The 26,606-nt window shown below is 73.4% G+C and carries 15 protein-coding genes; 7 read left to right on the plus strand and 8 right to left on the minus strand.

All coding sequences use genetic code 11. From position 1 onward, the window contains the following. Nucleotides 1-308: 308 nt before the first annotated feature. From ACIBCM_RS12150 to ACIBCM_RS12175, 6 genes are all read right to left on the minus strand, one after another. Nucleotides 309-1,805: a penicillin-binding transpeptidase domain-containing protein gene (locus ACIBCM_RS12150; RefSeq protein WP_399242009.1), complete on the minus strand. Its 1,497-nt coding sequence runs from the start codon at nt 1,803-1,805 to the stop codon at nt 309-311. After that, the gene (locus tag ACIBCM_RS12155; RefSeq protein WP_399242011.1) at nt 1,802-3,184 is read right to left on the minus strand and encodes an FtsW/RodA/SpoVE family cell cycle protein; all 1,383 of its coding nucleotides are present in this window, start codon (nt 3,182-3,184) and stop codon (nt 1,802-1,804) included. The genes ACIBCM_RS12150 and ACIBCM_RS12155 overlap by 4 nt, the downstream gene beginning before the upstream one ends. Before the next feature lie 74 nt (nt 3,185-3,258). Next, a complete protein-coding gene (locus ACIBCM_RS12160; protein ID WP_399242113.1) occupies nt 3,259-4,668 on the minus strand; it encodes a histidine kinase dimerization/phospho-acceptor domain-containing protein in 1,410 nt (469 codons plus the stop codon). A 194-nt stretch (nt 4,669-4,862) separates the two neighbouring features. Then, nucleotides 4,863-5,603 (minus strand): hypothetical protein, encoded by a 741-nt coding sequence (locus ACIBCM_RS12165; RefSeq protein ID WP_399242012.1) that lies wholly within the window; start codon nt 5,601-5,603, stop codon nt 4,863-4,865. Nucleotides 5,604-5,859: 256 nt separating this feature from the next. Further along, nucleotides 5,860-6,168 (minus strand): zinc-ribbon domain-containing protein, encoded by a 309-nt coding sequence (locus ACIBCM_RS12170; RefSeq protein WP_399242014.1) that lies wholly within the window; start codon nt 6,166-6,168, stop codon nt 5,860-5,862. Continuing rightward, nucleotides 6,165-8,804: a hypothetical protein gene (locus tag ACIBCM_RS12175; RefSeq protein WP_399242016.1), complete on the minus strand. Its 2,640-nt coding sequence runs from the start codon at nt 8,802-8,804 to the stop codon at nt 6,165-6,167. The genes ACIBCM_RS12170 and ACIBCM_RS12175 overlap by 4 nt, the downstream gene beginning before the upstream one ends. 429 nt (nt 8,805-9,233) lie before the next feature. Between ACIBCM_RS12175 and ACIBCM_RS12180 the strand changes: the two genes are divergently transcribed. After that, entirely contained in the window at nt 9,234-10,094 is an 861-nt protein-coding gene (locus tag ACIBCM_RS12180) for a nuclease-related domain-containing protein (protein WP_399242018.1), read from the plus strand. Nucleotides 10,095-10,603: 509 nt separating this feature from the next. Here the strand turns inward: ACIBCM_RS12180 and ligD are convergent. Next, entirely contained in the window at nt 10,604-11,536 is a 933-nt protein-coding gene (gene ligD, locus ACIBCM_RS12185; RefSeq protein WP_399242020.1) for a non-homologous end-joining DNA ligase, read from the minus strand. A 68-nt stretch (nt 11,537-11,604) separates the two neighbouring features. Between ligD and ACIBCM_RS12190 the strand changes: the two genes are divergently transcribed. Further along, a complete protein-coding gene (locus ACIBCM_RS12190) occupies nt 11,605-12,648 on the plus strand; it encodes a Ku protein (RefSeq protein WP_399242022.1) in 1,044 nt (347 codons plus the stop codon). A 765-nt stretch (nt 12,649-13,413) separates the two neighbouring features. On the opposite strand, the gene ACIBCM_RS12195 is transcribed toward ACIBCM_RS12190, so the two are convergent. Then, on the minus strand, nt 13,414-16,794 hold the full coding sequence (locus tag ACIBCM_RS12195; protein ID WP_399242024.1) for a S8 family serine peptidase: 3,381 nt from the start codon (nt 16,792-16,794) through the stop codon (nt 13,414-13,416). A 940-nt stretch (nt 16,795-17,734) separates the two neighbouring features. Between ACIBCM_RS12195 and ACIBCM_RS12200 the strand changes: the two genes are divergently transcribed. The 5 genes from ACIBCM_RS12200 to ACIBCM_RS12220 all read left to right on the plus strand — a co-directional run bounded on the left by ACIBCM_RS12200 (nt 17,735) and on the right by ACIBCM_RS12220 (nt 26,575). Beyond that, a complete protein-coding gene (locus ACIBCM_RS12200; RefSeq protein WP_399242026.1) occupies nt 17,735-18,334 on the plus strand; it encodes a hypothetical protein in 600 nt (199 codons plus the stop codon). A 231-nt stretch (nt 18,335-18,565) separates the two neighbouring features. Further along, nucleotides 18,566-20,836: a M48 family metalloprotease gene (locus ACIBCM_RS12205; protein ID WP_399242028.1), complete on the plus strand. Its 2,271-nt coding sequence runs from the start codon at nt 18,566-18,568 to the stop codon at nt 20,834-20,836. Nucleotides 20,837-21,034: 198 nt separating this feature from the next. After that, nucleotides 21,035-22,102 (plus strand): hypothetical protein, encoded by a 1,068-nt coding sequence (locus tag ACIBCM_RS12210; RefSeq protein ID WP_399242030.1) that lies wholly within the window; start codon nt 21,035-21,037, stop codon nt 22,100-22,102. Nucleotides 22,103-22,447: 345 nt separating this feature from the next. Beyond that, entirely contained in the window at nt 22,448-24,064 is a 1,617-nt protein-coding gene (locus ACIBCM_RS12215; RefSeq protein ID WP_399242032.1) for a glycosyl hydrolase family 18 protein, read from the plus strand. A gap of 339 nt (nt 24,065-24,403) precedes the next feature. Then, nucleotides 24,404-26,575, plus strand: coding sequence for a transporter substrate-binding domain-containing protein (locus ACIBCM_RS12220; protein ID WP_399242115.1), 2,172 nt, complete (start codon nt 24,404-24,406; stop codon nt 26,573-26,575). The last annotated feature ends 31 nt before the right edge of the window (nt 26,576-26,606 follow it).

A 26,606-nucleotide genomic window follows, 5' to 3' on the forward strand; every position in this document is an offset into this window, starting at 1 on the left:
GCGGTGGCCGCTTGCGGGGTGCCGCCCCGGGCCCCGCGCCTCAATCGCCGGCGAGGCTGAAGAACTGGTGCACCGCGCCCGGAACCGGCGAGGCGGCTCTTGGCGCGCCGCAGCCACGGGTTCCGGTTGCACCGGGGTGCGGCCTCTTGCGGGGCTCCGCCCCGGACCCCGCGCCTCAAACGCCGGCGAGGCTGAAACTAGGCACCCCCGCCTCCAAACAGGCGCGAGGCTGGAAGTTGGCGCCCTCGCCTCCAGAGCGGGCGAAGCTGAAGACTGGCCCCCGCCTCCAGCACAGGCGAGGAGAAACCTCACCCTCCACCCGCCGCGCGGAGCCCCGCCGTCATCACCGCGCGGGCGATGGGCGCCGCCGTGCCGCCGCCGCTGATCTGGCCGCGCGCCGCCGCCGCCACCTCCGCCGATGCCTCCGCCTCCGCGTCCTCGACGACGACCGCGACGGCGACCGCGGGCTGGGCGGCGCCCTCGGCCTGGGCCCAGGAGATGAACCAGGCGTACGGGGTCCCGGTGTTGCCGAGGCCGTGCTGGGCGGTGCCCGTCTTGCCGCCGACGCGCGCGCCGGGAATGGCCGCCTTGGAGCCCGTGCCGTCCTCGACGACCCGCACCATCAGACGCTGGAGCTGCTGGGCCGTGGAGGGGTTCATGGCCCGCCGGTAGGAGCGCTGATGGGTGCGGGAGAGCGTACGGCCCGAAGCGGTGGTCACCCGGTCCACCAGATACGGGTGCCTGAGGTCACCGCCGTTGGCGACCGCCGCCGAGACCATGGCCATCTGGAGCGGGGTGGCCGTGGTGTTGAACTGGCCGATCGAGGACAGCGCCAGCTGGTCCACGGACATCCGGGTGTCGAAGTTCGAGGGGGCGACACCGGACGGGATCCGCAGCCCCCGGTCGTTGAAGCCGAACCGGGTGACCGCGTCCAGCATCCCCGGGAGCCCGATCCTCACCCCCAGCTCCGCCATCACCGAGTTGCAGGACCACTGGATGGCGTATGAGAGGGACGCGTTGCCGCAGCCCGACGCCGCGTCGGGGAGCCGGGTGCGCGTACCGGGCAGGACATACGGGTCGGGCGTACCGGTCGGCGCGTCCACGTCCCTGACCAGGCCCGCGTCCAGCGCCGCCGCCGCCGTCACGATCTTGAAGGCCGAACCGGGCGGATATGTCTGCCGGATGGCCCGGTTGAGCATCGGCTGGGTCGGCAGCGCGTTGAGGTCCTTCCAGGCCTTCCGGGCCGCGGGACCGGTACCGGAGATCGCCCCGGGGTCGTACGACGGGCTGCTGACCAGCGCGAGGATCCGCCCGGTCGAGGGCTCGACCGCGGCGACCGCGCCCCGCTTCCCCCCGAGGCCCGCGTACGCCGCCTCCTGCATCGCGGGCACGACGGTGGTGACCACGTCGCCGCCCGGCTGCCGGGCCCGGCTCAGATCGTTCCAGAGCGGGATCGCGGTGAGCAAGGGGTCGGCGCCGGAGAGGACGGAGTCCTCCGCGTTCTCGATCAGCGAGGTGCCGTACGTCTGGGAGGAGTACCCGGTCACCGGCGCGTACAACGGGCCCTGGGGGTAGGTGCGTTCGTACCGCAGCTGCTGGCGGGAGTCCCTGGAGCCGGTGACGGGCCGCCCGCCGGCGAGGATGTTCCCGCGCGGCTCCTCGTAACGGGTGATCGCGGCCCGCCGGTTGGCCGGGTTCGCGTCCAGGGACGAGGACTCCACGAGCTGTACCCGTGCCGCGTTGACCAGCAGGGCGACCAGCAGGAAGAGACAGAAGACGGAGGTGCGCCGGACGCAGCGGATCACCGGCCCTCCCCGGGGACGAGTGCCAGGGACAGGGGATCCGGCGCGGTCCCCGGGTGGGGCTCGCGCGCGGAGTCGCTGACCTTGATCAGCAGTGCCACGATGATCCAGTTGGTGACCACGGACGAGCCGCCCTGCGCGAGGAACGGCATCGCCATACCGGTCAGCGGGATCAGCCCGGTCACCCCGCCGGTGATGACGAACACCTGGAGGGCGACGACCGAGGCCAGCCCGGTGGCGAGGAGCCGCCCGAAGGGGTCGCGCAGGCTGAGTCCGGCGCGCAGGCCCCGGGCCACCAGCAGCGCGTAGAGCAGCAGGATCGCGGTCAGCCCGGCCAGTCCCAGCTCCTCGCCCGCCGTGGCGAGGATGAAGTCCGACTTGGCGGCGAACCCGATGAGACCGGAGTGCCCGAGCCCGAGACCCGAGCCGAGCATGCCGCCAGCGCCGAAGGCGAACAGGGACTGGGCGACCTGGTCCGGGCCCTCGCCCGCCTCGATGGAGGCGAACGGGTGGAGCCAGTCGTCGACCCGGCCGTGCACATGCGGTTCGAGCGCCCCGACGGCGAACGCGCCCGCTGCGGCCAGCAGCAGGCACACCGCGATCCAGCCGGTGCGGCCCGTCGCCACATACAGCATGATCACGAAGAGGCCGAAGAAGAGCATCGAGGTGCCGAGATCGCGTTCCAGGATCAGCACGACCACACTGATCAGCCAGACCGCGACGACCGGGCCGAGGACCCGGCCGGTGGGGAGCTGGAGCCTGCGGATACGGCGGCCGGTCAGGGCGAGGGTGTGGTGATTGGCTGCGAGATACGCGGCGAAGAAGACGGCCAGCAGGATCTTCGCGAACTCTCCCGGCTGGAAGGACAGCTGACCGAACCGGATCCAGATACGGGCGCCGTTCACGGCCGGGAAGAAGATCGGCACGATCATCAGGACGAGGGCCGCGGCGACCGACACATAGGCGTACCGCTGGAGGACCCGGTGGTCGGGCAGGAGGGCGACGACCGTGACGCACAGCCCAACCCCGAGCGCCGACCAGACCAGCTGCGTGGGCGCGGCCACACTGTCCGGGGTCTCCAGGTCGAGCCGGTAGATGAGGACCAGGCCCAGTCCGTTGAGGAGCAGCGCGATCGGCAGGAGCAGGGGGTCGGCGCAGGGGGCACGGAACCGCACCGTGAGATGCGCGAGCAGGGCGAGCACACCGAGACCGGCTCCGTAGCCGAGGACGTCAGGCGGTACGGCCCCGGTCCGCGCGAGCCCCACGGACGCGTACCCGAAGACGGAGATGAGCACGGCGCCGACGAGGAGCGACAGTTCGACGCCCCGGCGGCGGGGGAGTCGCGGGGCGGGAGGGGGGTCGTCCACCGTCGTTGCGGTCATGCCCCGCAACGTAGCAAGAGAAAAGTCTTATGTCCCTTATGTCGGCTCTGTTGGGGCGGGGAGCCCGGGGCGTCTCACGGCGGGTCGGTGGCCGTCCCGCCGGGCCGGGGCCCGGCCGGTGGCCGCAGGGTCACCCGGGCCACGGCGCCGCCGTCCCGCGCGTTCAGGAACCGCAGATCGGCGCCGATCACGGCCGCCTGCCCGACGGCGATCGTGAGGCCGAGGCCATGTCCCTTGCTGCCGCCCTCGGTACGGAACCGGGCGGGCCCGTGCTCCAGCAGATACGCGGGATAGCCGGGCCCCCGGTCGGAGACCGTCACCACGGGGCCGTCGACCGTGAGCACGACCGGTGCCCTGCCGTGGCGGTGCGCGTTGGCCACCAGATTGCCGAGCACCCGCTCCAGTCGGCGCCGGTCGGTCTCGACGGTCGCGTCGCGGACGATCCGCACCTCGGTCTCGTAACCGAAGCTCCCATGGCTCGTGGTGGTGCCGGGGCTCCCGGAGGTGCCGGGTCCGCCGGTGGTCCTGGTGTTGCCGGCTGCCCCGGCGGCGCCGAGGCCGCCCGCAGCCCCAGCCGTGCTCACCGTCCGAGCCGTGCCCGCCGCGCTCGCCCTGCCCGCCGCACTCACCCCGCCCGGGGCGCCCGGCGGCCCCGCGGACCCCGCCGCCCGTGCCACCCGCTCGGCGACGGCCGACAGTTCGTGCATATCCAGATCGACCGTCTCACTGCCCGCGTCCAGCCGGGAGATCTCCAGCAGATCCTCGGTCAGCGCGCGCATCGCCCGCACCCGGTCCCGTACCAGCTCGGCGGGCCGGCCCGGGGGCAGCAGTTCGGCGGCCGCCGTCAGCCCGGTCAGCGGAGTACGCAGCTCATGCGCCACATCCGCGGTGAAGCGCTGCTCGCTCAGCAGCTTGGCCTGGAGCGAGGAGGCCATGGTGTCCAGCGCGCCGGAGACGGTGGCCACCTCGTCCAGGGGGCGGGACGGATCCCCGGTACGGGGGTCGCCGACCCGCGCGTCCAGATCGCCCGCGCTGATACGCCGTGCCACCTGGGCCGTCAGATGGAGACGGCGGGTGATCCGGGTGACGGCGAACGCGCCCACCAGCAGCGTCGCCCCGATCGCCAGCACCGACGAGCCGACGATCGCCCGGTCCAGGGCGGTGATCGTCTTCGCGCTGAGCGTGTAGTCGACCCGGGCGCCGATCACACTGCCGTCGGCCGGACCCGCGGCCCACATCGTGGGGCGGTCGCGAAAGGTACTGACCATCGTGCCGTGCTCCCCGCTCAGGGCGAGGGCGCGCAGGGAGGCGGGCAGGCCCGCCGGGTCGACGTCCGCGAACCTGGGCAGCGGCTCGCCCGCCTCGTACGCCTCGGACGCGTCCGCGAGCCGGCCGAGGGCCTTCTCCCGGGACTCGTTCACGGTCTGGCGGGTCACACCGACATGGACCAGGACGCCGAGCAGCGCGGCGAGCGTGCAGCACATCACGGTGATGAAGACGGCGGCCTTCCAGGTGAGGGTCGCGGTCCAGCGGGGCCTGCGCAGCCGGACGGGCGGCCGGAACCACGGGGTGAGCCGCCGTGTGAACGGACGTGTGAACGGCCGGGGGAACGGCCGCCGCGGGGACCGCCGCCACCAGCGCGCGGACGGCCGGAGGCGCGGGGGCCGGGGATGTCTCGTCACTGTTCTTCCCGTACCGCTCCGGTGCGGTGGGCCGCCGGGCCGCCGTCACGGGATGTGCCGGACCGCGGCTCGACGCGGACGATCTCGTCCCGGGCCGGCAGCATCACCTGATGGCGGGCGTCCCAGGACCAGGCCGTCCGGTACTCGTATCCGGGAATGGCCGCCGAGACCGAGCGCAGCACGACGTCCCGCCCCGCGACCTCCACGCGCACCAACTGGTCGGAGGCGGACATGATCCGGATCAGTTTCCCCCGGTTCTTTCCCTCGCCGGGCATATAGCAGCGGACCTCGGTCTGCTGCCGGGGCATCCGGATCCCGACGATCAGCTCCTCCCGGCCGTCACCGGTCAGATCGCGGTAGTACGGCTTGAGGACCGGGCAGCGGCCGGGCGTACGCGCGCACTCGTCCAGCCCCGGCACGGTCTCCCGGACACTGCCGTCCAGTCCGGCGTACGCGGTCGGGAAGGCGGCGGCCTCCGCCCGGACGACGGCCACCGGATCGAGGCCGCGCACGCCGCTGCCGGGGACCGTCACCCCGGGGATCAGCGCCGTGTCGGTCTCCCCGTAGTCGTACGGGGGAGCGGTGACGGGCGGCAGATCGGGCCACAGCCGTACGGGTCCGGCGGCCGTGGGGGTCGGGCCCGCGCTGCGCAGCTCGCCCGCGTCTCCGCAGCCCGCCAGCAGCGCGGCGGCGGCCGTGGTCAGCAGGGCGGCGCGGAGCGGACGGTGGGGGCGCAAGATACTCCTCGGCGGGGCGGGCGGGCCCGGGGCCGTTGCTACGGTCACCGGGCGGTCGGTTCTTCCGACAACCTTATGGGCAGGAGAAGACCGTTATGCCCGCCTGCCCGTCCGTCCCGGCGGCCCGCCCGCCTCTGCGCACCCGCTGCTCCCGGGCCGTCGATCCCCCGAGCCCCGAAACCCCGAACCCCCGAACTCCCGGGTCGTGGAGAACCCGCACCCCTCGGCCGCCGCGTCCGTGCCCGGAGGCAGTGACTCAGCGCTGGTACGGGTTTCCGCCCGGCTGCCCCTGCGGCTGGCCGTACTGCTGCGCGGGGTTCTGGACGGCCCCGGCGGCCTGCGCCAGCAGCTGATCGGCCTGCTCCTTGGGCACCTGGTGCTCGGCACCGCAGAACGTGCACTGGGTCCCGAACTTCGTCGAGAACGGGAACAGCGGCACAAAGAACAGCGTGAACTTCGTGACCCTCTTCCTGAGCGTGTGCGCGGCGGGGTTGCCGCACTGCCCGCACACGAGGGTCAGTATCGCCAGCTGGTAGAGATAACCCTTGGTCCCAAAAATGATCACGCTTTCGGCCTCTCCCGTGTCTGCGCCCGCCGGCAGAGGGCCAGCAGCTTCTCATCCCTCACGATGTCATGACTGCCGTACCCCCCGTCTATCGCATTGTGCCGCCGTACCTGTGACAACTCGGCCCGCAGCAGCACGTCGGCCCCCTCCGCCTCATGCGCCACAGCGGTCACACCGTCGGCGCCATCGCGCTCCAGGAGCCGCTCCGCCGTGGGGACCCGGGTGAGCGGCAGCGACTCCCAGGCGGCCCGCAGCACCGGCCACGCCCGCTCCGGGTCGCCCGTCACCCGCCACAGCGCGGCCGCCGCGTCGACCCGGGTCCAGGGGTCGGCCGCCCACAGCAGATTCTCCAGCTCGGGCGCGGCCACGGCGGCGGCCGGTCCCATCGTCCCGACCACGGCCGCCGCCGAGCGCCGAGCCCCGGAGTCCGTCGCCGCCAGTGCCCTGCGCAGCGCCGGGAGCACGGAGTCGGCGTCGCCCTCGATCGCCCAGAGCGCGGCGGCCGTCTTCGCCCCGAACGCGTACGAGAGCGTTCCGGCAGCGCCCGGGAGGGTGACGGACAGCGCTTCCGCGCGAGTCGCCCGTACCAGCAGCTGCCGCAGATCCGGCACCGCCTCCCGCGCGGCGGGCCCGAACGCGGTGAGCGCGCGCAGCACGAGCTCGACCACCCACTCCCTGCGGTACTCGGGCGCCCCCCGCAGCACCCGCAGCACCTCGGGCAGGGCGTCCGCCGCCCGCAGCGAGGTCAGCCCGTACAGCAGCGGCCCGGCCACGTCGTACAGCCGTTCGTCCAGCTCGACCGCCCCCAGCCGCCCGCGCAGAGCGGGGGCGAGCGGGGCCGCCGCCTCACCGAGGTGGTCCAGCGCGTAGCCGAGGTCGCGCGGCGCCTCGGGCAGCTCCAGCATCCCCAGCAGCACCGGCACCGCCCGCCGGTCGCCCGCCCTGGCCAGGGCCGCCACCGCGCTGCCGAGCACGCGCGGGCCGTTCGCCCACTCCTGCACCCAGCGGCCGGGGTCCGCGGCCACGAAGTCCGCCAGCGCGTCCGCCGCGGGCTCCGCCAGCCCGAACAGCTCCCCGAGGGCGGCGGCGGCCGCGTCCGCGAGCCGGGGCTCCTCGTCGCTGAGCTGTTCACCGATCAGGCCCACGAGTTCGCCGTACTCACCGCGCCAGGTGCGCAGCAGCCCGCTGCTCATCCGCACGGCGTCGATCCGCTGCCCCCGGTCGGGGCTGCACAGCTGGTCCGCGAGCAGGGCGATCCGGTCGTCCACCCGGTCGCCGAGACCGGAGTGCAGCGTACGCAGCAGATCGCCCGTCCAGGGCGCCGCGCGGCCCGCCCGCTCCGCCTCACGGCGCTCGCGCAACTGCCCCAGCAGGGTGGGGGCCTGGGGCCCCGCCGTACGGTCGCCGGGCGGTACCGCCACCGGCCCGGCCCGCAGCTCCCGCAGCAGCCCCGTCACGCCCGGTACGACGTCCGCGGGCAGGGTGTGCGGCGCGCAGCGCGCGAGCTGCGCCAGCGCGGACAGCCGCAGTCCGGCGTCATGGGGACGGGAGCCGGACGGCCCGGCGGCCGAGGGGCGGGGTTCGGACGGCCCGCGGCCGGAGGGACGGGACGCGGCCGGTTCGGAGCCTGCCGGAGTCGAGCCTGCCGGAATGGAACCCGGTGGAGTCGAGCCCGGCGGAATGGATTCCGCCGGAGTCGGGCCCGGCGGTACGGAGTCGGACGGGTGGGAGCCGGGCGAGTGGGAGTGCCCGGGACCGGAGTGGCTGAAACCGGAGCGGTGTGAGCCGCAGCCGGACGGATCGGAGTGCCCGGGAGGGGAGCCCGAGGAACCGGAGTGGCCGGATCCGCCAGCTTCGGGGGCGCCGGTTCCGAAGCCGCCGTTCCCGGGGCCACCGTTCCCGGAGGCGCCGGTCCCGTCGGTCGTGGCGTTTCCGGTCCCGGTCCCGTCGGCCCAGTCGGTCCCCGATCCGCCGTCCCCGGTGGCGTAGGCCGCAGGGTCGTACAGGGACGGCTGCGCGTCCGGAGGTACCCGGGTCAGCGCGATGAGCCACTTGACCACCTCGGGATTCAGCCCGTCGTGCCGCAGCGCTATCCGACCCCCGGCCTCCACACAGGCGAACCGCACCTCGGGGTCCTGCTCGACCTTGAGACGCTCCCGTAACAGCCCGAGCACCAGCTCGGGTTCGCTGTGCAGGGTGGCCAGCGCGAGCGGTGTGGCGAGCCGTACCCCGCGGTCGTCGCAGTCGACCAGCCCGAGAAAGACGTCCGCGCCCGCCGTGATGGCCGAGGCCGCCATGGCGTAGTTCGCGGCGAACTCGAACTCCTCGTCGTCCAGGTCCAGTTCGTCGTCACCGTCGAGATCGATGCCGCCGATGCTGGTCAGCAGCTCGACGATGCCGCCGCGGTCCTGAACCGAGGGGTCGGCCACCAGCTCCAGCAGAAACGGTATGCAGGCGAGCGTCGAATCGTAGACATCGCCCTGGTGATGAACCGTCGCGTACATCCCGTCGAGTGCCAGCTCCCGCATGGCCGGGTCGTCGGACGCGAGCCCGTGCAGCAGGCCCGGTACGTCCTCGGCCGGACCGTAGGCATGCTCCAGTGCGGCCCAGTCGACCTCGTCGATTCCCCCGAACACGCCTGCCTCCTCCCAGAGATCCTCGGCTCCCGAGGCTCACAGGCATACGCCCACAACCCCCGCGCCCACAACCCTGTCGGGCGAACGTGATCCGGACCCCGGGTGCGCGAACCGCGTACGGGACCGTGTCCGCGGACCGCGCACACTGCCGCGTACCCGGCAGCGCGCACGGGAGCCCCGCGCCCGGGGAGCGTGACCCGGGCCGGGGCCCGGGAACCGTGGCAAAAGAATCGTGTGCGCACGGGCCCCGCGCCAGAAGCGTGCGCGAGAACTTTGCGCCAGAAATCCGCGAGAACGTCTCGCCGGAGCCGCGCCTCCGTGGAGAGTCTGCACCACAGCCGGGACATCGCGGGGATATTGCCCGGAAGCCCCCGGGACTGGTCCCATGGTCCCGGGGCCAGGCGGGGCCAGACGGCTGGGGGTGGGGGAATGACAGCATTACTGCGCGTCACACCGGCACGCGGGGCGCACGGCCCCGGGTCGGGCCGGATCCATGTCACCCTGCCCGGCGGCCGGCAGGTCGCCTGGTACGACCGGGGGGACCCCGACACCGGTGACGGCGGCCGGATCTGCCTGGTCCACGAGCGGCTGCGGGAGGAGGTGCTCGCGGTGCTCGCCCCCTATCTGACCGGCGACTACACGGTCGGACCGCCGCCCGTGCCCACCGCCGGTGATCTCGCCCGGCTCTCCCTGCACCCCGATGACGATCTGGCCCCCAACCGCCCGGGCGAGGCCCTCTACGCCGAACTGGACGGGGTCCCGAGGCCCGGCCGGCTCTCCCGGGACCCGCGCCGCGCCCGGTTCGCCCAGCTCGCGGCCGAGGAGCTGCTGGGCGGCGCGCTGGACCGGCTCGAAGACGCGGGCTGGCGGGTCCTGCACGCGGTCCCGCTGCCGGGCGGGGACCGGATCGACCATCTCGCCATCGGCCCCGGCGGGGTCCTGGCCGTGCACACGGTCACGGCACGGGGAACGCGTCTGCGGATCGCCGACCCGGAAGTACGCGCCGGCCGCGCCGAGCCCGTACCGCTGCTCCGGCTGACCCGCCGCCGCGCCGAACGGGCCTCCCTGGCACTCACCACGGCCGTACGACCGGTGCTGGCCGTCGTCGGACCGGCCCGGCTGGAGGTGGTACGGCCCGCACCGGTGGACGTACGGATCCTGCGGGAGAACGAGGTGGCGGCGCTGGCGTCCCTCGGCGGAGTGCACAAGCCCGCCGACATCGAATCCCTCTACACCACGGCCCGCAACCGCCACACCTGGCTCCACCCCCTCACCCCGTCCACCGTTTGACCCCCGGGTCCCCGGGCACTGTGCGCAGGGGCGAGGCGGTACGCCGATTCCAGCCGGTCCGACGCTTGAGGACGGACTTCCGCCCGGGGTTCCTGGGCTTTCCGCGCGTGGTTGGGCCGGGTCGCCTGCTTCTGCTTGTCGGGGGCGCCAACTTCAGCCCGTCCGGCGTTTGAGGACGGACCTTCGCCTGGGGTTCCTGGGCTTTCCGCGCGTGGTTGGGCCGGGTCGCCTGCTTCTGCTTGTCGGGGTGCGCCCATTCCTGCCTGTCCGGGGGTGCCCATTCCAGCCCGTCCGGCGTTTGAGGACGGACCCCCGCCCCGGGAGCCCCGGGCCTTCTGCGCGGGGCGGGCCGGGTTGCCTGCTCCTGCCTGTCGGGGGCGCCGATTCCAGCCGGTCCGGCGTTTGAGGACGGACCCCCGCCCCGGGGGCCCCGGGCCCTCCGCGCAGAGGCGCGGCACCGCGCCCAAACCCAGCCCGTCCGGCGCTTGAGGACAAAACCCACGCCCGGCCTACGAGAGCGCCGGCACCTTCCCCCGCCCACCCCCGACCAGCGGCGCCAGCAGATCCCCGTACCGATCCAGCCGCCCCGCGATCTCCTCGAACCGGAACGACAGCTCCCGCCGGGCCGTCCCTCCCGGCCCCCGCCTCCCACCCCCGCGCGCGCCCCGGGCCGTCTCGCCGACCTCGTCCCAGGTCACCGGCGTGGACACGGTCGGCTCCGGCCGCGCCCGCAGGGTGTACGGCGCGGCCGTCGTCTTCGCGGCGGCGTTCTGGCTGTGGTCCACGAAGACCTTCCCGGGCCGCAGATTGCGGGCCATCCGGTGCAGCACCAGCCTCGGCAGCTCCGCCTCCCCCTCGACGGCCAGCCCCTTCGCGTACGCGGACACCTCGCCGGAGGGGGTGGGCTCCAGTGGTACGAGGATGTGCAGCCCCTTGGCCCCCGAGGTCTTGGCGTACGCGTCGAGCCCGTCGGCCGCCAGCCGGTCCCGCAGCCACAGGGCGACCGCACAGCACTCGGCGATGGTCGCCGGGGCCCCGGGGTCGAGATCGAAGACCAGACGGTCGGCCACGGCGGGCGCACCCGCGGTCCACTGCGGGGTGTGGAACTCCACGACCAGGTTCGCCGCCCAGACCAGCGACGGCAGATCGTCGACGACGACCTGACGGGCCCCCGGGTCGTCGGAGTGCGGCACGGGAGTGGTGCGTACCCACGATGGCGTACCGGGTGGCGGATTCTTCGTGAAGAACAGCTGGCCGTCGGGCCCGTCGGGATAGCGGAGGAAGGAGACGGGGCGGTTGCGGACATGGGGCAGCAGGGCTTCCGCCGTCACGGCGTAGTAGTGCAGGATCTCGCCCTTGGTCGTCCCGGTGGCCGGGTGGATGACCTTCTCCAGATTGCTGAGCGCGAGCCGTCGCCCCGCCACCTCGGTGATCGGCGTCATACGATGAGAATCGCACGAATGCCATAAAAATGAACTCATCGGATTCAGTCGGATGAAAGGGATCAAACGTGCGATCCATATGGAACGGCGCGATCTCCTTCGGCCTGGTCAGCATCCCGATCAAGCTGGTGAACGCCACCGAGAACCACTCCGTCTCCTTCCGCCAGATCCACACCGCCGACGGCGGCCGGATCCGCTACCGCAAGGTCTGCGAGCTGGAGGAGAAGGAGGTGCCCGCGGCGGAGATCGGCAAGGGGTACGAGGACGGGGACGGATCGATCATCCCGATCACGGACGAGGACCTCGCGTCGCTCCCGCTCCCGACGGCGAAGACGATCGAGATCGTGGCGTTCGTGCCCGCCTCGTCGATCGACCCGCTGCAGATGGACGCCGCGTACTATCTCTCGGCCAACGGCGTCCCGGCGGCCAAGCCGTACACGCTGCTGCGCGAGGCCCTCAAGCGGAGCCAGAAGGTCGCGCTGGCCAAGTTCGCCCTGCGGGGGCGTGAGCGGCTCGGCATGCTGCGCGTCGTCGACAATGTGATCGCGATGCACGGGCTGCTCTGGCCGGACGAGATCCGCCGGCCGCAGGATGTCGCCCCGGACACCGAGGTGACGGTCCGGGACGCGGAACTCGACCTGGCGGACGCCCTGATGGACACTCTGGGCGAGGTCGACATGGACTCCCTCCACGACGACTACCGCGCCGCCGTCGAGGCGATGATCGCGGCCAAGATCGAGGGCGGCGGAGCCCTTCCCGAGGCGGCGCCCGCGGAGGCCGGCGGGCAGGTCATCGATCTGATGGCCGCGCTGGAGAGCAGCGTACGGGCGGCGAAGGAGGCCCGCGGCGGCGAAGAGGTGGCCGAGGTGACCGAGATGAAGCCCCGGAAGCGGGCCGCCGCCAGGAAGACGGCGGCGGAAGGGGCGGGCGGAAAGAAGCCGGCGGAAGGCAGGACGGCCTCACGGGCGGCGAAGAAGACCGCGTCGAAGACCACCGCGAAGACCGCCTCGAAGACGGGGACGAAGAGCACCGCCGCGGAGAAGAAGGCCGCCAAGAAGACGGCGGCGGGCAAGACGGCGAAGACACCGCCGAGGAAGCGCGCGTCGGCGTAACGTCCACCGCACCGCACTCGCCGCACGCCCGGAACGGGCCGAACCGTCTTCGGGCCGACCGCGCCCGCACGGCTCGCGTACCCGCCCCGGCACTGGCCGCACGCACCGCGCCCGCGCGTACGCGCCACGGCACCCGTGCCTCCACGGTGAGCACGCCGCCACCACGGCGAGCACCGGCCGCACCCGCAGAACCACCGCGCTCGCACAGCCCGCGTACCCGCCCGGCGTCGGGTGCACACGGCGAGCAGTTCCACACGGTGGGCCCCAACTCGGCAAGCACCAGCCGCACCCGCAGCGCCCGCGCGAGCCCGCCGTACGCACCACGGCACCCGTGCCACGACGCACCCGCGCCACCACAGCAGCCCCCGCCACCCTCAACAAGCACCGGCCGCACCCGCAGAACCACCACACCCCGCAGAACCGCCACACCCCGCAGGCCCCGCACACGGAGCGCACCCCGCCCCCACCGCAGGCACCCCGCCACCCTCAACAAGCACCGGCCGCACCCGCAGAACCACCACACCCGCAGCGCCACCACAGCAGCGCCCCCCACACGGAGCGCACCCCGCCCCCACCGCAGGCACCCCGCCACCCTCAACAAGCACCGGCCGCACCCGCAGAACCACCACACCCCGCAGAACCGCCACACCCCGCAGGCCCCGCACCCGACAGCCCCCGCACCCCGCGCGCCACCCCGCCGGAGGCGAAAGGGCGGCCCGCCGGAACCGTCCGGTTCCGGCGGGCCGCCCTCGCCTCAGGGGCCGACTACTTCCCGCGGTACGCGTTGTAGATCGACACGACCCCCTTGTTGCCCTGCTTGTCCGTGATGTACGCCCGGAACGCGATCCCCTGCCCCTTCGCGGGGTTCTTCACCGTGAGCGTGCTGTTCTTCACGGCGATCTGCTTCCAGGTCCTGCCCTGGTCGTACGAGGAGTAGACGACGAGCGTCTTGAGGTTCCCGCCGGCCGCCGCGCCCTGGATCAGGAGCGGGAACGTCTGGGTGCGGCCCGCCGGGACCGTACCGTCGAAGCCGACGGCCGCCCCGAAGCGCGCCGTCGAGACGGGCAGCTTCACCAGTGCGCCGTTCGTCCGGGAGGTGAAGGTCCAGCTCGCGTCGACACGGCTGGAGACGGACGCCAGCTTCGGGCTGCGGACGGCGGACGTCGCCAGGACGTACGAGGCGTTGCCCGCCGGGACGGTGAACGGCAGGGAGCCGGAGAGCGGGTCCTCGTTCTCGCCGATCTTCTTCCCGGCCCGGTGGAGCGTGGTGCGTACGGACGTGGCGTCCGACCAGCCCGCGTGCCCCGGGCCGTCGGCGAACACCGGAATCGCGCCCCACAGGAGGTTGCCCTGCCGGTACACACCGAGCCGGCTGCTCAGCCGGGGACCGAAGACACCCCGGTTGAACACCTCGGTGTACCGCTTGCCCGCCACGTAGGCCTTCGGGCTGTCGAAGTAGTGGATCGTCTCGGCCATCGGAGTGCCGTGCGGGTCCACCCCGGAGAGCTGGGAGAACTCCAGCTCCCAGCGGGAGCCGCCGACCGCCGAGACCCACACCGAGCGACTGCCGGGCGCGACCTGGGGAGTGAAGTCGTGGAAGGCGGGCAGGGCGGCGCCCGGCGCCCAGCCGACGGCTCGTACGCCGCCCTTCTTGCCCGTCACGGAAGCGCCGAAGTCAACCTTCACCGCGGCCAGTTCGGCGGTCCTGTAGCTCTTGGTGAAGCCGGTCGGCACCTGCTGGACCCGGCCGCCGTGCACGGTGTTGTACTCGATGGCGGTCGCGCCCCGGTCCCACCTTCCGGCGAAGGCCTGGTAGAGCGAGCCGTCGGTGATCCGCGGACCGAGGTGCGCGGTACGGAACTGGGCGAACGAACCGAGGGTGAGCGCGCTGCCGACCCCGTCCTCCTCCGACCCCACCAGGTACGACATCGTCGCGTCCGTCGGCCTGGCCTTGGCGTCGGGCACCCCGATGCCCACGGGCCGTGCGGTACGCGCGTCGAGGGTGACCGTCGTGTTCCCGGCGATGTCCAGCCGGGGCTGGACCAGGACGTCGACGCCCTTGGCGAGGTTGTCGGGGTCGACGACACCGTAGGTGTCGAGGAGGTAGCGGCCCTTGGGGACCCGGACGGTGGCCGTGCCCGAGGAGACGTCCGGCACGATCAACTCGCCCGCGGCCGCACCCGTCAGGGCGAACAGCGCGGTCTCGAAGGTCTTGCCCGGTGTGCCGTCGCGCGCGATGTGGTCGAGGGTCAGATCGTAGGACTCCGCCTCCCGTTCGACCGAGAGGGCGGTACGGACGGCCTGGCCCGCGGCGGCACCGGTGCCGGTCGCCGTGACGACGCCCGAGTAGTGGCCGTCGGACGTGCCGCCGGGGCGGGTGTCGGCGGTGACGCCTACGGAGGCGGTGGAGCCGGCCGGAACGGTGATCCGGGGCGCGTCCGCGGTGAAGAAGCCCGCGGGCGCCGGGCGTCCGGCGGGGTCGGTTCCGGTGACGGAGAGATCGAGGGTGACGTCCGTCGTGCCCAGGTTGCGGTAGGTGAGCGTCTTGGTCACCGGGGTGTCGTCGCCGTGGGGCCACCGCTGGGTGCCGTAGGAGAGGGAGACGGGCTCGGCCACCACGGCCTGGGCCACGGCCCTGTCCGCGGCGATCCGGCCCGAGCCCTGCTGGTGGGCGGTGTGGCCGCCGTCCTTCGCGGAGCCGGTCAGCACCCCCTTCAGCTCGGCCGCCCGCCACGTGGGGTGCTTCTCCTTGAGGAGCGCCGCCGCGCCCGCGGCGTGCGGGGTGGCCATCGACGTACCGGAGATCGTCAAGTAGCCGGCCGGACTCTCGCCGACCTCCCGTGCGATCTGGCTGCCCGGCGCGGAGGCCGCGGTGATGTCCACACCCGGCGCGGTGACATCCGGCTTGATCCCGCCGTCACCCGTCCTCGGCCCCCGGCTGGAGAAGTCCGCGAGCCGCTCCTGCCCGTCGACCGCGCCCACGGTCAGCGCGGCCTCCGCGCTGCCGGGCGAGTCCACCGTGCCCGGCGCGGGACCGGAGTTCCCCGCCGCGACCGCGAACAGCACGCCCTTCTCGGCGGTGAGCTTGTTGATCTGCGCTTCGAGGGGGTCGAGTTCGGGGGTGTCGAGACCGCCGAGGCTCAGATTCACGACATGCGCGCCCTGGGCCACGGCCCAGTCGATGCCCGCGAGGATGCCGGAGTCCTCCCCGTAGCCGTCGTCGTCCAGCACCTTGCCGTTGAGGAGGGTGGCCCCGGGCGCGACGCCCTTGAACTTCCCGCCCGACTTCGTCCCCGAACCCGCCGCGATCGAGGCGACATGGGTGCCGTGCCCGACCCGGTCCTTGCTGTCCGGCGCGGCGGAGAAGTTCTGTGCTCCGGCCACCCGGCCGGCCAGATCGGGATGCGTGGCGTCGATCCCGGTGTCCAGCACCGCGATCTTCACCCCCGCACCGGTCAGCCCGGTCGACCAGAGGGCCGGCGCGCCGATCTGGGCCGTACTGCGGTCCAGCCCGGCCTTGCGCACACCGTCGAGCCAGATCCGGCGGATACCGGACTCCGCGGTCAGGGAACCGCCGCTGCCGGAGCGGGTGACCGCCTCCCACAGCGTCCCCGGTGTGCCGGCCGAGGCGGTCACGGCATCGGCGTTCAGCGACGGCAGCGACCGCCGTACCTCGGTACCGTCGGCGGAACGCACTCCGGCCCGCGCCGACTTCCCCGCCGAACCCTGGTAGCCGACGATCACCTTCAGTCCGGCCCGGTACGCCCGGCGGCTCTCCGCCCGGCTCAGCGCCGTCACATCGAACAGCCGCCGGTCCACCCGGCCCGACGCGATCAGGCGCTGCGCGTCCAGCGGCACCACATAGGTGTGCCCGCGCACGGTCCGGGTGGTCATGGGTATGTGCTCGCGCCCCTTCGCCCGCTCGAACCCGGTGGGGCGGCCCTTCGCGTCCACGAGGACCCGGTCACCCGTGATCAGGGTGATCCGGTGCTGGGGCGTCAGGCCCGGCGCGGCTTTGCCGGCGCCGGCCCGGCCCTGTGCCGTGTCCGCCGCCGACGACGCCGGGCCGGTCATACCCGCCGTCAGGGCCACGGCGCACGCCGCGGCGATCGAGGTGGCGCACGCCTTTTTCACTTGTCTGCGCAAGTCTCCCCCTGGAGATGAGCGAATCGGAAGAACGGACGGTTCTTCCGGCACCCGGAGGGCTGCTCGTGAAAGGCCGCGCGCCCCGGGGCCTCGCAGTATGCCGGTGCCCGCGCGGGCGCTCAACAGTGGGGCGGAAGTATTCGGTTGGGGCGCCCGACGGCTCCTGAGGTGCTGAGTATCCTTGGCTGCTTTCGCCCCCTGTGAGGAATTACGGGGACGCTATCGCATTCCGTTGCCTCGGGCGATCGTTATGTGCCCGTACCAACAACGGCCAATGCCCCAGGGGAATTCCAGCCGCCGGTGAATCCCGGCTGTTGTCTTCTGTCGCTTTCTGATCAGCTGTGACGGGCGTCAATCGATGCATTATGAAAGCTGGTTGCCGCTGTCGTGCGTGGCCGGCGCATTCGTGCTTACACTCCCTCACGCAGGAAGGAGAGAGTGTGCGGGGAGCGCACTCGGAGGGGGCCAATTTCTGTGCACAGGGCAACAAATTCGCACTCCCGGGTGGTGTGGCCGAATGCGGCAGCACCGGTCGGGTGTCCCGGGCCGTTTCGGGGTCTTGGGCCGCGTCCGGGGTCTTGGCCGAGTCGGGAAACCCCGTTCGTGCCGGAGCCGTGTTCTTTCCCGTCGGGAACGGATCCCCGCCCTGGTGGAAATCCCGTCGTGGCGGGCGCTGTGCGAACTCCTTCGTCCCGGCGGCCGGTCGGGCGGCCGACCGTGCCTGGCCCCGGACCCGTGAACTCCGGATCGCACCCGCGTATCCCGAGCTCCCGCACCCTTGCCCGTACCGGGCCGTACCGCCGAATCCGGGATCCCGAAGCCCGCGGCACGGAGTGCGGGTCCAGGGATCCCTGACATGGATACGCAGAGCGCGGATACGCAGAGCGATGACGACAACCACGACAACGGCGAACAACGGCCATGACGGCGGAAAGCGGCAATGACGGCAACGACGGCGAACAATGACGACGATGAAGCCACGGAGGCGCTGATGGACGGCCGCACGGGCGAGGACGTCCTCCGGGACGTGGTGAGCAGGCTCGCCCCGGAGGAACTCGCCAAACTGGACGAGGCCCGCCGGAGATACGACGAGCGGCCCTATCCGCCGCAGCCGCTCTCGCCCTCCGGAGGGGGCGTGCTCGCGAGCGGTGTGGAGACCGCCGTACTGATGCCCCTGCTCATCGCGTTCGTCGCCCAGTTCCTGGCCGATGTCGCGGCGGACGGGGTGAAGAGGGGCGGCAGGGCGTGGGCCCGCCGCCGGGCGCGCAGGCGCCGCCGCCGCGAGGGCACGGAGGAACGCCGGACCGCGCTGACGGCCGGAGTGCCCGACGTCACCGCGTTCCCGACGGACGAACTGCTGCGCTGGGCGGCGGAACAGGCGCGTGACTGCGGTGTGTCCCGTACGGACGCGGAACACTACGCCCAGGTCGTCGTGGTCGCGGTGATCGGCACCCCCGCCCCGGACACCGGTCCCGCCGCACCGCCGGCCCCGGGTGACGGGGACGGCGGGCCCGCGCCCGCCACGCCGGACGAAGACTGACCGACGGATGCCATGAACTCCCGTGGTACAGAGCCGGTGCGGGAACCCGGCCCAGAACCGGTACGTCAGCCTGACCAGGACCAGGACCAGGACCAAAAGCAGGTCCGGGACCAGGACCGGGACCGAGAGCAGGACCAGGAGCAGTTACGTCAGCCTGACCGGGACCGCGGCCGGGACCAGGGCCAGTCGCAACACCCGGCCCCGGCCCCGGCTCCGGCCCCGGCCCCGGCTGTGGTCCCGGAACCGCCACCGGCGGCCCGGGCCTCGCTCCCGGCTACCCGGGCCTGGCTCCGTGCGGCCCGTGGCACCCTCCGGGCGGCCCGCGCCCGCGCCACGGCGCTCGGCACTCCGGCTCCGGCTCCGGCTCCCGCACCGGAGACCCGTACTCCGGCCACGGAGACCGGGGAAGCGGCGCGGGCGCGGAGGGAGCTGGCCGAGGCCCTGACCTCCAGCCGCCTGCCCCAGCCCACGACCACCCGTCTGCTGCTCCTGGTGCTCGTCGCCGCCTCCGGAGCCTCGTTCGCCGCCTGGTGGTGGCTGATCCGCGGCCGGGGCAACTGGCGCGGCGGGCAGCTCGCCTGCGTACCCGAGGCATCGGCCGGAGTGGACGATCCGGCGGAGCTCGTCACCGCGTTCACCAGCTGTATCGACGGTGTACGGCTCGCCCAGGCGGCCGTCGTCCTCTGCGGCCCGCTCGCGCTGCTCGTCCTCGCGATCGCCGTCCGTGCCGCGTCCCGCCGGTGGACGCTCTCCCGCACCGCGCCCGCCGACCCCGAGATGCTCGCGCGGCTGGGGGAGGCGCTGCCCGAAGGAGCCCCGCGCGTACCGGAACTGGTCGTGGACCACCGCCGTCCCACCGGTACGGACGCCCGCGCCTCCGGCACCGTACGCCGTCCCCGGATCATCGTCGACGGCGGCGCCTACGCCGAGTCCGAACGCGACATCCGGACGATGCTCCGCCATGAACTGGCCCATCTGGAGGCCCGGGACGTCGGACGCGTACGGCTGGCGCTCTCGGCCTGGTGGGTGCTGCTGGCGGGCGTCACCCTGCCGCTGCTCGCCGCGCTCGCGCTGCGGCCGGGTCTGCTCGCTCCCGCCGTGGGCGTACGGATGACGGCGATCGTCGCCGTGTTCGGGCTGATCCTCTGCGGGGTGCTGCGCGTCCGTGAGTACGACGCCGACGTCCGCGCCTCCGCCGATCCGCGCGACCCGGGAGGCATGGCCGCGTACATCGGACGCACCGGGCCGCTCACCGCCGGGAAGCGGCTGCTGTACGCCCTCGGCCTGGCCACGCACCCCACCGGGAGGGCCCGGCTCGCGATGCTCGCCCGGCCGGGCCGGCTGTGGGGCTTCTCGCCGTTCGAGGCTCTCGCCACGGGCATCGCGGCCGGGCTGGTGCTCACCGATCTCGCGCTGCTGGTGGCCGCCCTGACACCCGACAGCATCGTCGTCGGCCACCGGATCGCCGGCGCGCTCACCGGCTGGGCGATCGCCGGAGTGGTCACCGTCGCCCTGTGGCGCGCTGCGGCGGTGGGGCATCCCGACGCCCGCGGTCTCCGTCCCGCCCGCGCGGGCGCGGCGCTGGGCGCGGGCATCCTGGCCGGTACCCAGCTCTCCGCCCGCGCGGCGGGGGACTGGCAGCTCGATACGGTGACCGCGGACGGGCTGACCTCGTCCTTCTCCCTCCTGAGCGTCTCCACCGGCCGGATAGTGGTGCTCACCGCGCTCCTGGTGCTGGGCGGGGCGGCCTTCGGCCACTGGGCGGCGGCGCTGGCGCGGGCCACGGGCGCCACCGTGGCCGGACGGTGGTCGGCCCCCGCGTGCGCGGCGGCGGTCGCGCTGTCCGGACTGGTTCTGGCCGTACCGCTGGGGACCTGGTTCACCCTCGCCGTGGTCGCCGCGAACGGCGGGGACGCCATCGGACTCTGGGCCGTGATCGACAATCCGGGCTGGATGACGGCGACGACCCTCTCCCTGGTCGCCGCGATCGCGCCCTTCACGGCGGCGGCCCTGCGTCCTTCCCGGCGCCGGACCCGCCCGGCCCGGGCGACGGCGCTCGCCGTGCCGGTGCTGGTGGCGGCCGTGGGGCTGCTGCTCGCCCAGCCGTATGAGGTGAGCAGACGTCAGAACGCCTTCCCCGTGGGCGGTGGAGACCCGGACGACAAGGGCGGCAGCGTCCTCAGACGGCCCGTCACCCCACCTCCCGACGGCGCCCCGGTCCCCATCCGCGATCTGCCCGTGCTGCCGCCGCACGACGCGGAAGGGAGCGCTCCGGTGACGGATCCGTTTCTGGTGTGCCGGGCCCTGGAGCGAGGCGGGAACGCGCTGTGGGTGGACGAGGAGGGGCGCAGGGAGGCGGGCGAGCTGCTGGCCGGGGTCGACGACCCCGTGCTGCGGGCCGTCTCCGTCACCCTCCTGGGCTCCGGCCCCGAGCGGGTGGAGACGGAGGTGATCCAGGCGGCGGCGGCCCGGTGCGACCTGCTCTTCCGTTACGACCACTGAGCGTCCCGACCGCCCCGGCCCCGTACGACCACGAACACCCGCTCCAGCGCGCGCACCGAAGAACCGGCGGACCCGCACCCATCCCGCGCCCGCCTGCCCCGCGTACGGGCAACCGCCGTACATCCGTCGTACATCCGTCGTACATCCGCTGTACCGACGCATCCGCACATCGATTGACCCGTCTACCGAGGAGCATCCGTGAACAGAGCGACCGGCCCCCGGACCGGCGGCCCGTCCGGCGCCCGGCGGCTCATCGCCGTACCGGTGCTGCTGGCGCTGGTGACGGCGGCTTCGGGCTGCGGTGACGAGCCCGGCAAGCGTGCCGACACCGTCATCACGGAGGAGACGTTCATACCGGTGCCGCCGCCGCTGCCGTCCCCCACGAGGTCTTCGGCGTCCCCGTCACCCTCCCCGTCACCTTCGCCGACGGCGCGTGAGGGGAGTCCCACCGCGTCCCCCTCCACCACACCGCGGAAGCCCACCCGGACGCCGACCGCGACGGCCACGACGACCCGCCGGGGCGGGGGAGCCGGTGACCGGACGGGCGGCTCGGGCGGAAAGGGCGGCAGGGGCGGGACCAAGGGCACGGGCGGCTCGGGAGGCTCCGGCGGTACGGGGCCCGGCCCGGGACCCACCAGGACCGGCGGCCCGAAGCCGTCCCCCAAGCCCAAGCCCAGCCCGAAGCCGAAACCCAAGCCGAAGCCGAAGCCCACGGCGCCCACCACCGCCCAGCTCAACCGCGCCCTCCTCACCACCGCCCAGCTGCCCGGCGGCTATGTGAAGACGATCCTGGAGAACTACCCCGCGGACCGCTCCAGCCGCCGGGACTGCCTACGGCTCCTCAACGCCCTGGAAGTGGAACGCAGTACGACCCCCGGAGCGGTCGAGTCCAGGGTCACCTTCGCCCAGAGCCAGAGCGGCCCATTCCTTCAACAGGTCCTGCGCTGGCTGCCCGGAACCGGAGCCCGTCGGCAACTGAACGAGGCCGTGAGCACGCTGTCCCGCTGCGGCACCTACACCATCGGCTGGCCGAACGGCACCGAGGCCGAACAGACCGTCGTCCCCCTCGGCCCCGCCGGAGTGGGCTCCGCCTCCTGGCACGCCACGGTGGACGTGAACTACGGCCCGGTCAAGGTAAGCGAGACCCTGGTACTGGCTGTCGTCGGCCGCACCCTGATGATCCTCAGCCACCTCGCCGGCCCGGAGGCCCCGCCCCGCGATCTGACCCTCTCCCTCGCCGAGGCGGGCGCGTCCCGCATCCCATGACAGCGGCGACCCGCGCCGCCCGCTGTACGGGCCCCTGTTCCCCCGGGACCTCTCACCCGTGACGCGGCCCGGCCCCACCTGCACCCCGTACCGGGCCGGATGAGAGACCGGCCGCTTCATGACAATGAACTCACAATCATTGCCTCGTCGGCCGACTGCTCCTAACGTCCCGCTCGACCGCCTTGGACCCGGAGCTTCCGCCGGACGACCGCCGCCGCACGCCGGCACGGTCGGCCCCGACTCCTCGTCATGTCCCCGTGACAGCGGGCGGACACCGGCGTTTCGGGGACCGGCTCGACCGACGGCGTTCCGGTACGGAGACGAGGAGCAGTGGTGAACCGAACCATGACCGTGTTACGGGCACTCGCCGTGTCCATGGGCCTGCTCACCGCGGGCCTGGCCGCCGCCCCCGGGGTCCAGGCGTCCCCGTCCACGGCCCCCGCGCCCGGGGTCCCGGCCTCCCCCTCCGGGCCCCCCGTGCCCGCGGCTCAGGCCTCCCCGCCCCCGGACGGCCCCTCCACGGCCACGGCTTCCCGGTCTCCGGCCGACCAGCTGCCGCCCGCCCCCGCCGGTCTCCGGGCCGTCGCCGTCACCGACACCACGGTCACCCTGTCCTGGTCGCCGTCCACCGCCGAGAGCGGGATCGCCCACTACCGGGTGCTCCGCGACGGCTCCACCCAGGGGCGGGTCACCGGCACCACCTTCACGGACACCCGGCTCAACGTCGCCACGGACCACCACTACTCCGTGGTCGCCGTCGACAACCGGGGAATCAGCGGATACGCGAGCCCGGCCATCGTCGTCCGTACGACGGGAACCATCCCGCCGATGCCCGCGCACCCCGTCAGGATGGGCGTCTTCCACGAGAACGGCAGCCATCAGCGGGACTTCCACCTCAAGAACCTGGTCACCAGCGGCACCGCCGCCGGACTCACCCATCTCACCTACGCGTTCGGCACCGTGCGCGACGGCGGCTGCGCCGTCACCGACACCTACTCCGCCCTGGAGCGCGCCTACTCCGCCGAACTGAGCGTCTCCGGGCGGGCGGACACCTGGGACCAGCCGCTGCGCGGCTACTTCCACCAGCTCGCCGAACTGAAGAAGCGCCACCCGCAGATCAAGATCCTCTGGTCTTTCGGCGGTCCCGGGAGCTCCGGAGGCTTCGAGCAGGCGATGCGCGACCCGGCCGCCTTCGCCGGGTCCTGTGCCCGGCTCCTCGACGACCCCCGCTGGGCCGGGCTCTTCGACGGCATCGACCTGGCCTGGCAGTTTCCCGACGAGTGCTACCACAACTGTACGGACACCAGCCCCGGCCCGGCCTCCCTCACCTCCATGGTCCAGGCGTTCCGTACGGCCTTCGGCCCCCACCGGCCCATCACCGTCACCAGCGCGGGCCGCGGAAACCTGGGCGCCGGCCTCTACCGGACCGACTTCGCCGCCGCGGCCCCCTACGTCGACTGGTTCCACCTGGGCACGTACGACTACTACACACCCGTCGGCACCTTCAGGACGCCCTTCGCCTCCCCGCACGCGGCGCTGCGGGACGAGACCGTCGAAGGGGACTTCGGCGGCAACGCCCACAACCACCTCCGATTCCTCACCGCCCAAGGGGTCCACCCGAACAAGCTGGTCCTCGGCATCCCCACCCACGCCCGGGGCTGGGCGGGCGTCCGCACCCCCGAGCCCGGCAGCCACTCGTACGGCCCGGCCGCCGGCACCTACGAAGCGGGCCGCGAGGACTACCGCCTCATCAGGACCCGCTGCCCCGGCCCCCGTACCTTCTCCGGCACCGCCTACTCCCACTGCGGCACCGACTGGTGGAGCTACGACACCCCCGCGACCGTCACCGGAAAGACCGCCTACGCCCGGCAGTACGGCCTCGGCGGCGCCTACCTCTCCGACCTCCGCGGCGACACCCCCGACGCCGAACTGATGACCGCCCTCCACAACGGTCTGCGCTGAGCCCGCTCACGTACCCGATGAGGTGGACGAGTCCGCCCTCTTCGCCGGCGATCTGCTGCGGGCGACCGGCCGTCGTCCGGTTGACAGACCCGGTTGCCCACCGGGGCCTTGACGACAGGTCCCCCGACGAGGCCCCGGAGCCGGGGGAGGGTTCCTTGAGACGCCGGGGCGCATGGGTGCCGTACCCTCACCGCCGCCCGTGGCCGCGGGCGCCCCACCGGTTCGGCTGTCGGTGTCCGTGACGGGTGTGGGAGAGTCGGGCAGGGACGCCGGGGGTGTGCGGCGGCCCGGCGGTACGGGCCCCGGCCGGGGGCGTTGAGGGGGACTTGTGTGGCGCAGGTGATCGACGGCCGCTTCGAGCTGCTGGCGCGGCTCGGCGGTGGCGGCATGGGACTGGTGTGGCGTGCGCGCGATCTGGCGCTGCACCGGGAGGTGGCCCTCAAGGAGGTACGTCCGCCGGACCCGGCCCTGGCCGAGTACGACCCCGAGGGGGCCCGGGCGCTGCGCGCCCGTGCCATGCGGGAGGCGCGGGCACTCGCGCGTATCGACCACCCCAATGTGGTGACCATCTTCCACATCGTGGACGGCGACGAGCATCCGTATCCGTGGCTCGTCATGGAACTGGTCAGGGGCGGCTCGCTCCAGGACCGGCTCGACCGGAGCGGCACCCTCACCCCCGAGGAGGCGGCCCGGGTGGGGCGCGGGGTGCTGGCGGGACTGCGGGCAGCCCATGACGCGGACATCCAGCACCGGGACATCAAGCCCCCGAACGTCCTTCTGCGGCCCGACGGCCGTCCGGTGCTCACCGACTTCGGTATCGCGGCGATCCGGGACGCCACCGTGCTCACCGCCGCCGGTTCCGTCATCGGGACACCCGACTACATGGCCCCCGAACGCGTCGGCGGACAGGACGGCGGACCGGAGGCCGACCTCTGGTCGCTGGCCCTGATGCTGTACGTGGCCGTGGAGGGGCGCAATCCGCTGCGCCGCGCGAACACGCTGGCCACCCTCGCGGCGGTCCTCAGCGAGGATGTGCCGCCACCGCGGAACGCCGGTCCGCTGACCGGGGCGCTGACGGCCGTACTGGTACGGGACCCGGGGGCCCGACCGGACGCCGAGACCCTCGAACGGCTGCTGGCCGCGGTGGAGTCGGCGGCGGACGCCGCGGCGGGGGCGGTTCTCGGGGCGGCGGACTCCCGGCCGCGGCCCGGGGCGGAACCGGAGCCACGGCCGACGGCGGAACCCCGGGCCGGGTCGGACCCCCGGGAGGCGGGCCCCCGACCCGGGGTCACCACGGGGGCCGATCCCCGGGCCGGGGCCATCGCGGAGGCCGGCCCGCACGAGGCCGACTCCCGGGCCGGGGCCGCCCCGGAGGCAGTGGCGCGAGAGGCCGGCGGGGAGCCCCCGGTGGCCGAACCGGCGCCGGACGAGACCGGTGCCCCGACCTCGTACCCCCTCGCACCGCCGACCCCACCACGGCCCTCCCCTTCTTCTTCCCCTTCCGCCCTTTCTTCCCCTTCTGCCGACGCTGCCCCTCCTTCCCCGCAGCCCTCCGTATCCCCATCCGTATCCGCGTCCCCTTCCCCGTCCGCTCCGCCACGGATTCCCCCGGGTCGGCGCAGACGGGTCTGGGCGTACGCGGCGGCCGTCGTCGCCGTCCCGCTCACGGGCGTACTCCTGTGGAATCTGCTCCCGGGCGACGACGGCGGTGACGGGGGAGGAAAGCGTGCCGGCAATGCGCCGAAGACATCCGCCCCGGCGACATCCGATGGTGGTGGGGCGGGTGGTTCCACGGGGGACGGATCGGGCACCGGAGAGCGGCTGACCATCGGGATCAAGTTCGACCAGCCCGGCCTCGGACTCCGGGCGGCGAACGGCGGGTACAAGGGTTTCGACGTGGATGTGGCGACGTACCTCGCCCGCGAGCTCGGCTACACCCCCGACCGGATCACATGGAAGGAGGTCAGAAGCATCGATCGCGAAACGAAGCTCCTCTCGGGAGAGGTCGACCTCATCGTGGCCACGTATGCGATCAACGAGAGGCGGAAGACGCAGGTCGACTTCGTCGGCCCCTATCTGGTGGCCCATCAGGACGTCCTGACCCATCAGGACGACCTCTCCATCGGCGGCCCGGCCGGTCTCGACGGCAAGAAGGTCTGCGCGGCCACGGGCACCACCTCCGCGCTCCTGTTGAAGCAGACCGCCCCGGCGGCCCAGCTCCAGGAACGCACCTCGTACGCGGAGTGCATGGACGCTCTGGCGCAGGGCGCCGTGGACGCCGTCACGACCGACGACGCCATCCTCGCCGGATACGCCGCGCAGAGCCCGGGCGACTTCCGGCTCGGCGGCCTCGACCTCAGCGACGAGAACTACGGGATCGGTGTTCCGAAGAACAGCCGGCTCAAGGCGGGGATCGAGAAGGCGCTGAAGACGATGGTCGACAAGGGCGACTGGAAGAAGGCCCTGGAGCGGAACCTTCCGCTGCTGCGACGGGAGGGACCGTCCTCCTGAGCCGACAGGAGGCCCCGCCCGCGCCGGACCG

The sequence above is a fragment of the Streptomyces sp. NPDC051018 genome (genome assembly GCF_044456085.1).
GTDB lineage: Bacteria > Actinomycetota > Actinomycetes > Streptomycetales > Streptomycetaceae > Streptomyces.

What these genes read in the sequence shown, in the direction of transcription:
- ACIBCM_RS12160 (WP_399242113.1), bottom strand. Translation starts at nt 4,668, where the DNA reads ATGTGCTGCACGCTCGCCGCGCTGCTCGGCGTCCTGGTCCATGTCGGT.
- ACIBCM_RS12155 (WP_399242011.1), bottom strand. Translation starts at nt 3,184, where the DNA reads ATGACCGCAACGACGGTGGACGACCCCCCTCCCGCCCCGCGACTCCCC.
- ACIBCM_RS12180 (WP_399242018.1), top strand. Translation starts at nt 9,234, where the DNA reads ATGACAGCATTACTGCGCGTCACACCGGCACGCGGGGCGCACGGCCCC.
- ligD (WP_399242020.1), bottom strand. Translation starts at nt 11,536, where the DNA reads ATGACGCCGATCACCGAGGTGGCGGGGCGACGGCTCGCGCTCAGCAAT.
- ACIBCM_RS12215 (WP_399242032.1), top strand. Translation starts at nt 22,448, where the DNA reads ATGACCGTGTTACGGGCACTCGCCGTGTCCATGGGCCTGCTCACCGCG.
- ACIBCM_RS12200 (WP_399242026.1), top strand. Translation starts at nt 17,735, where the DNA reads ATGACGGCAACGACGGCGAACAATGACGACGATGAAGCCACGGAGGCG.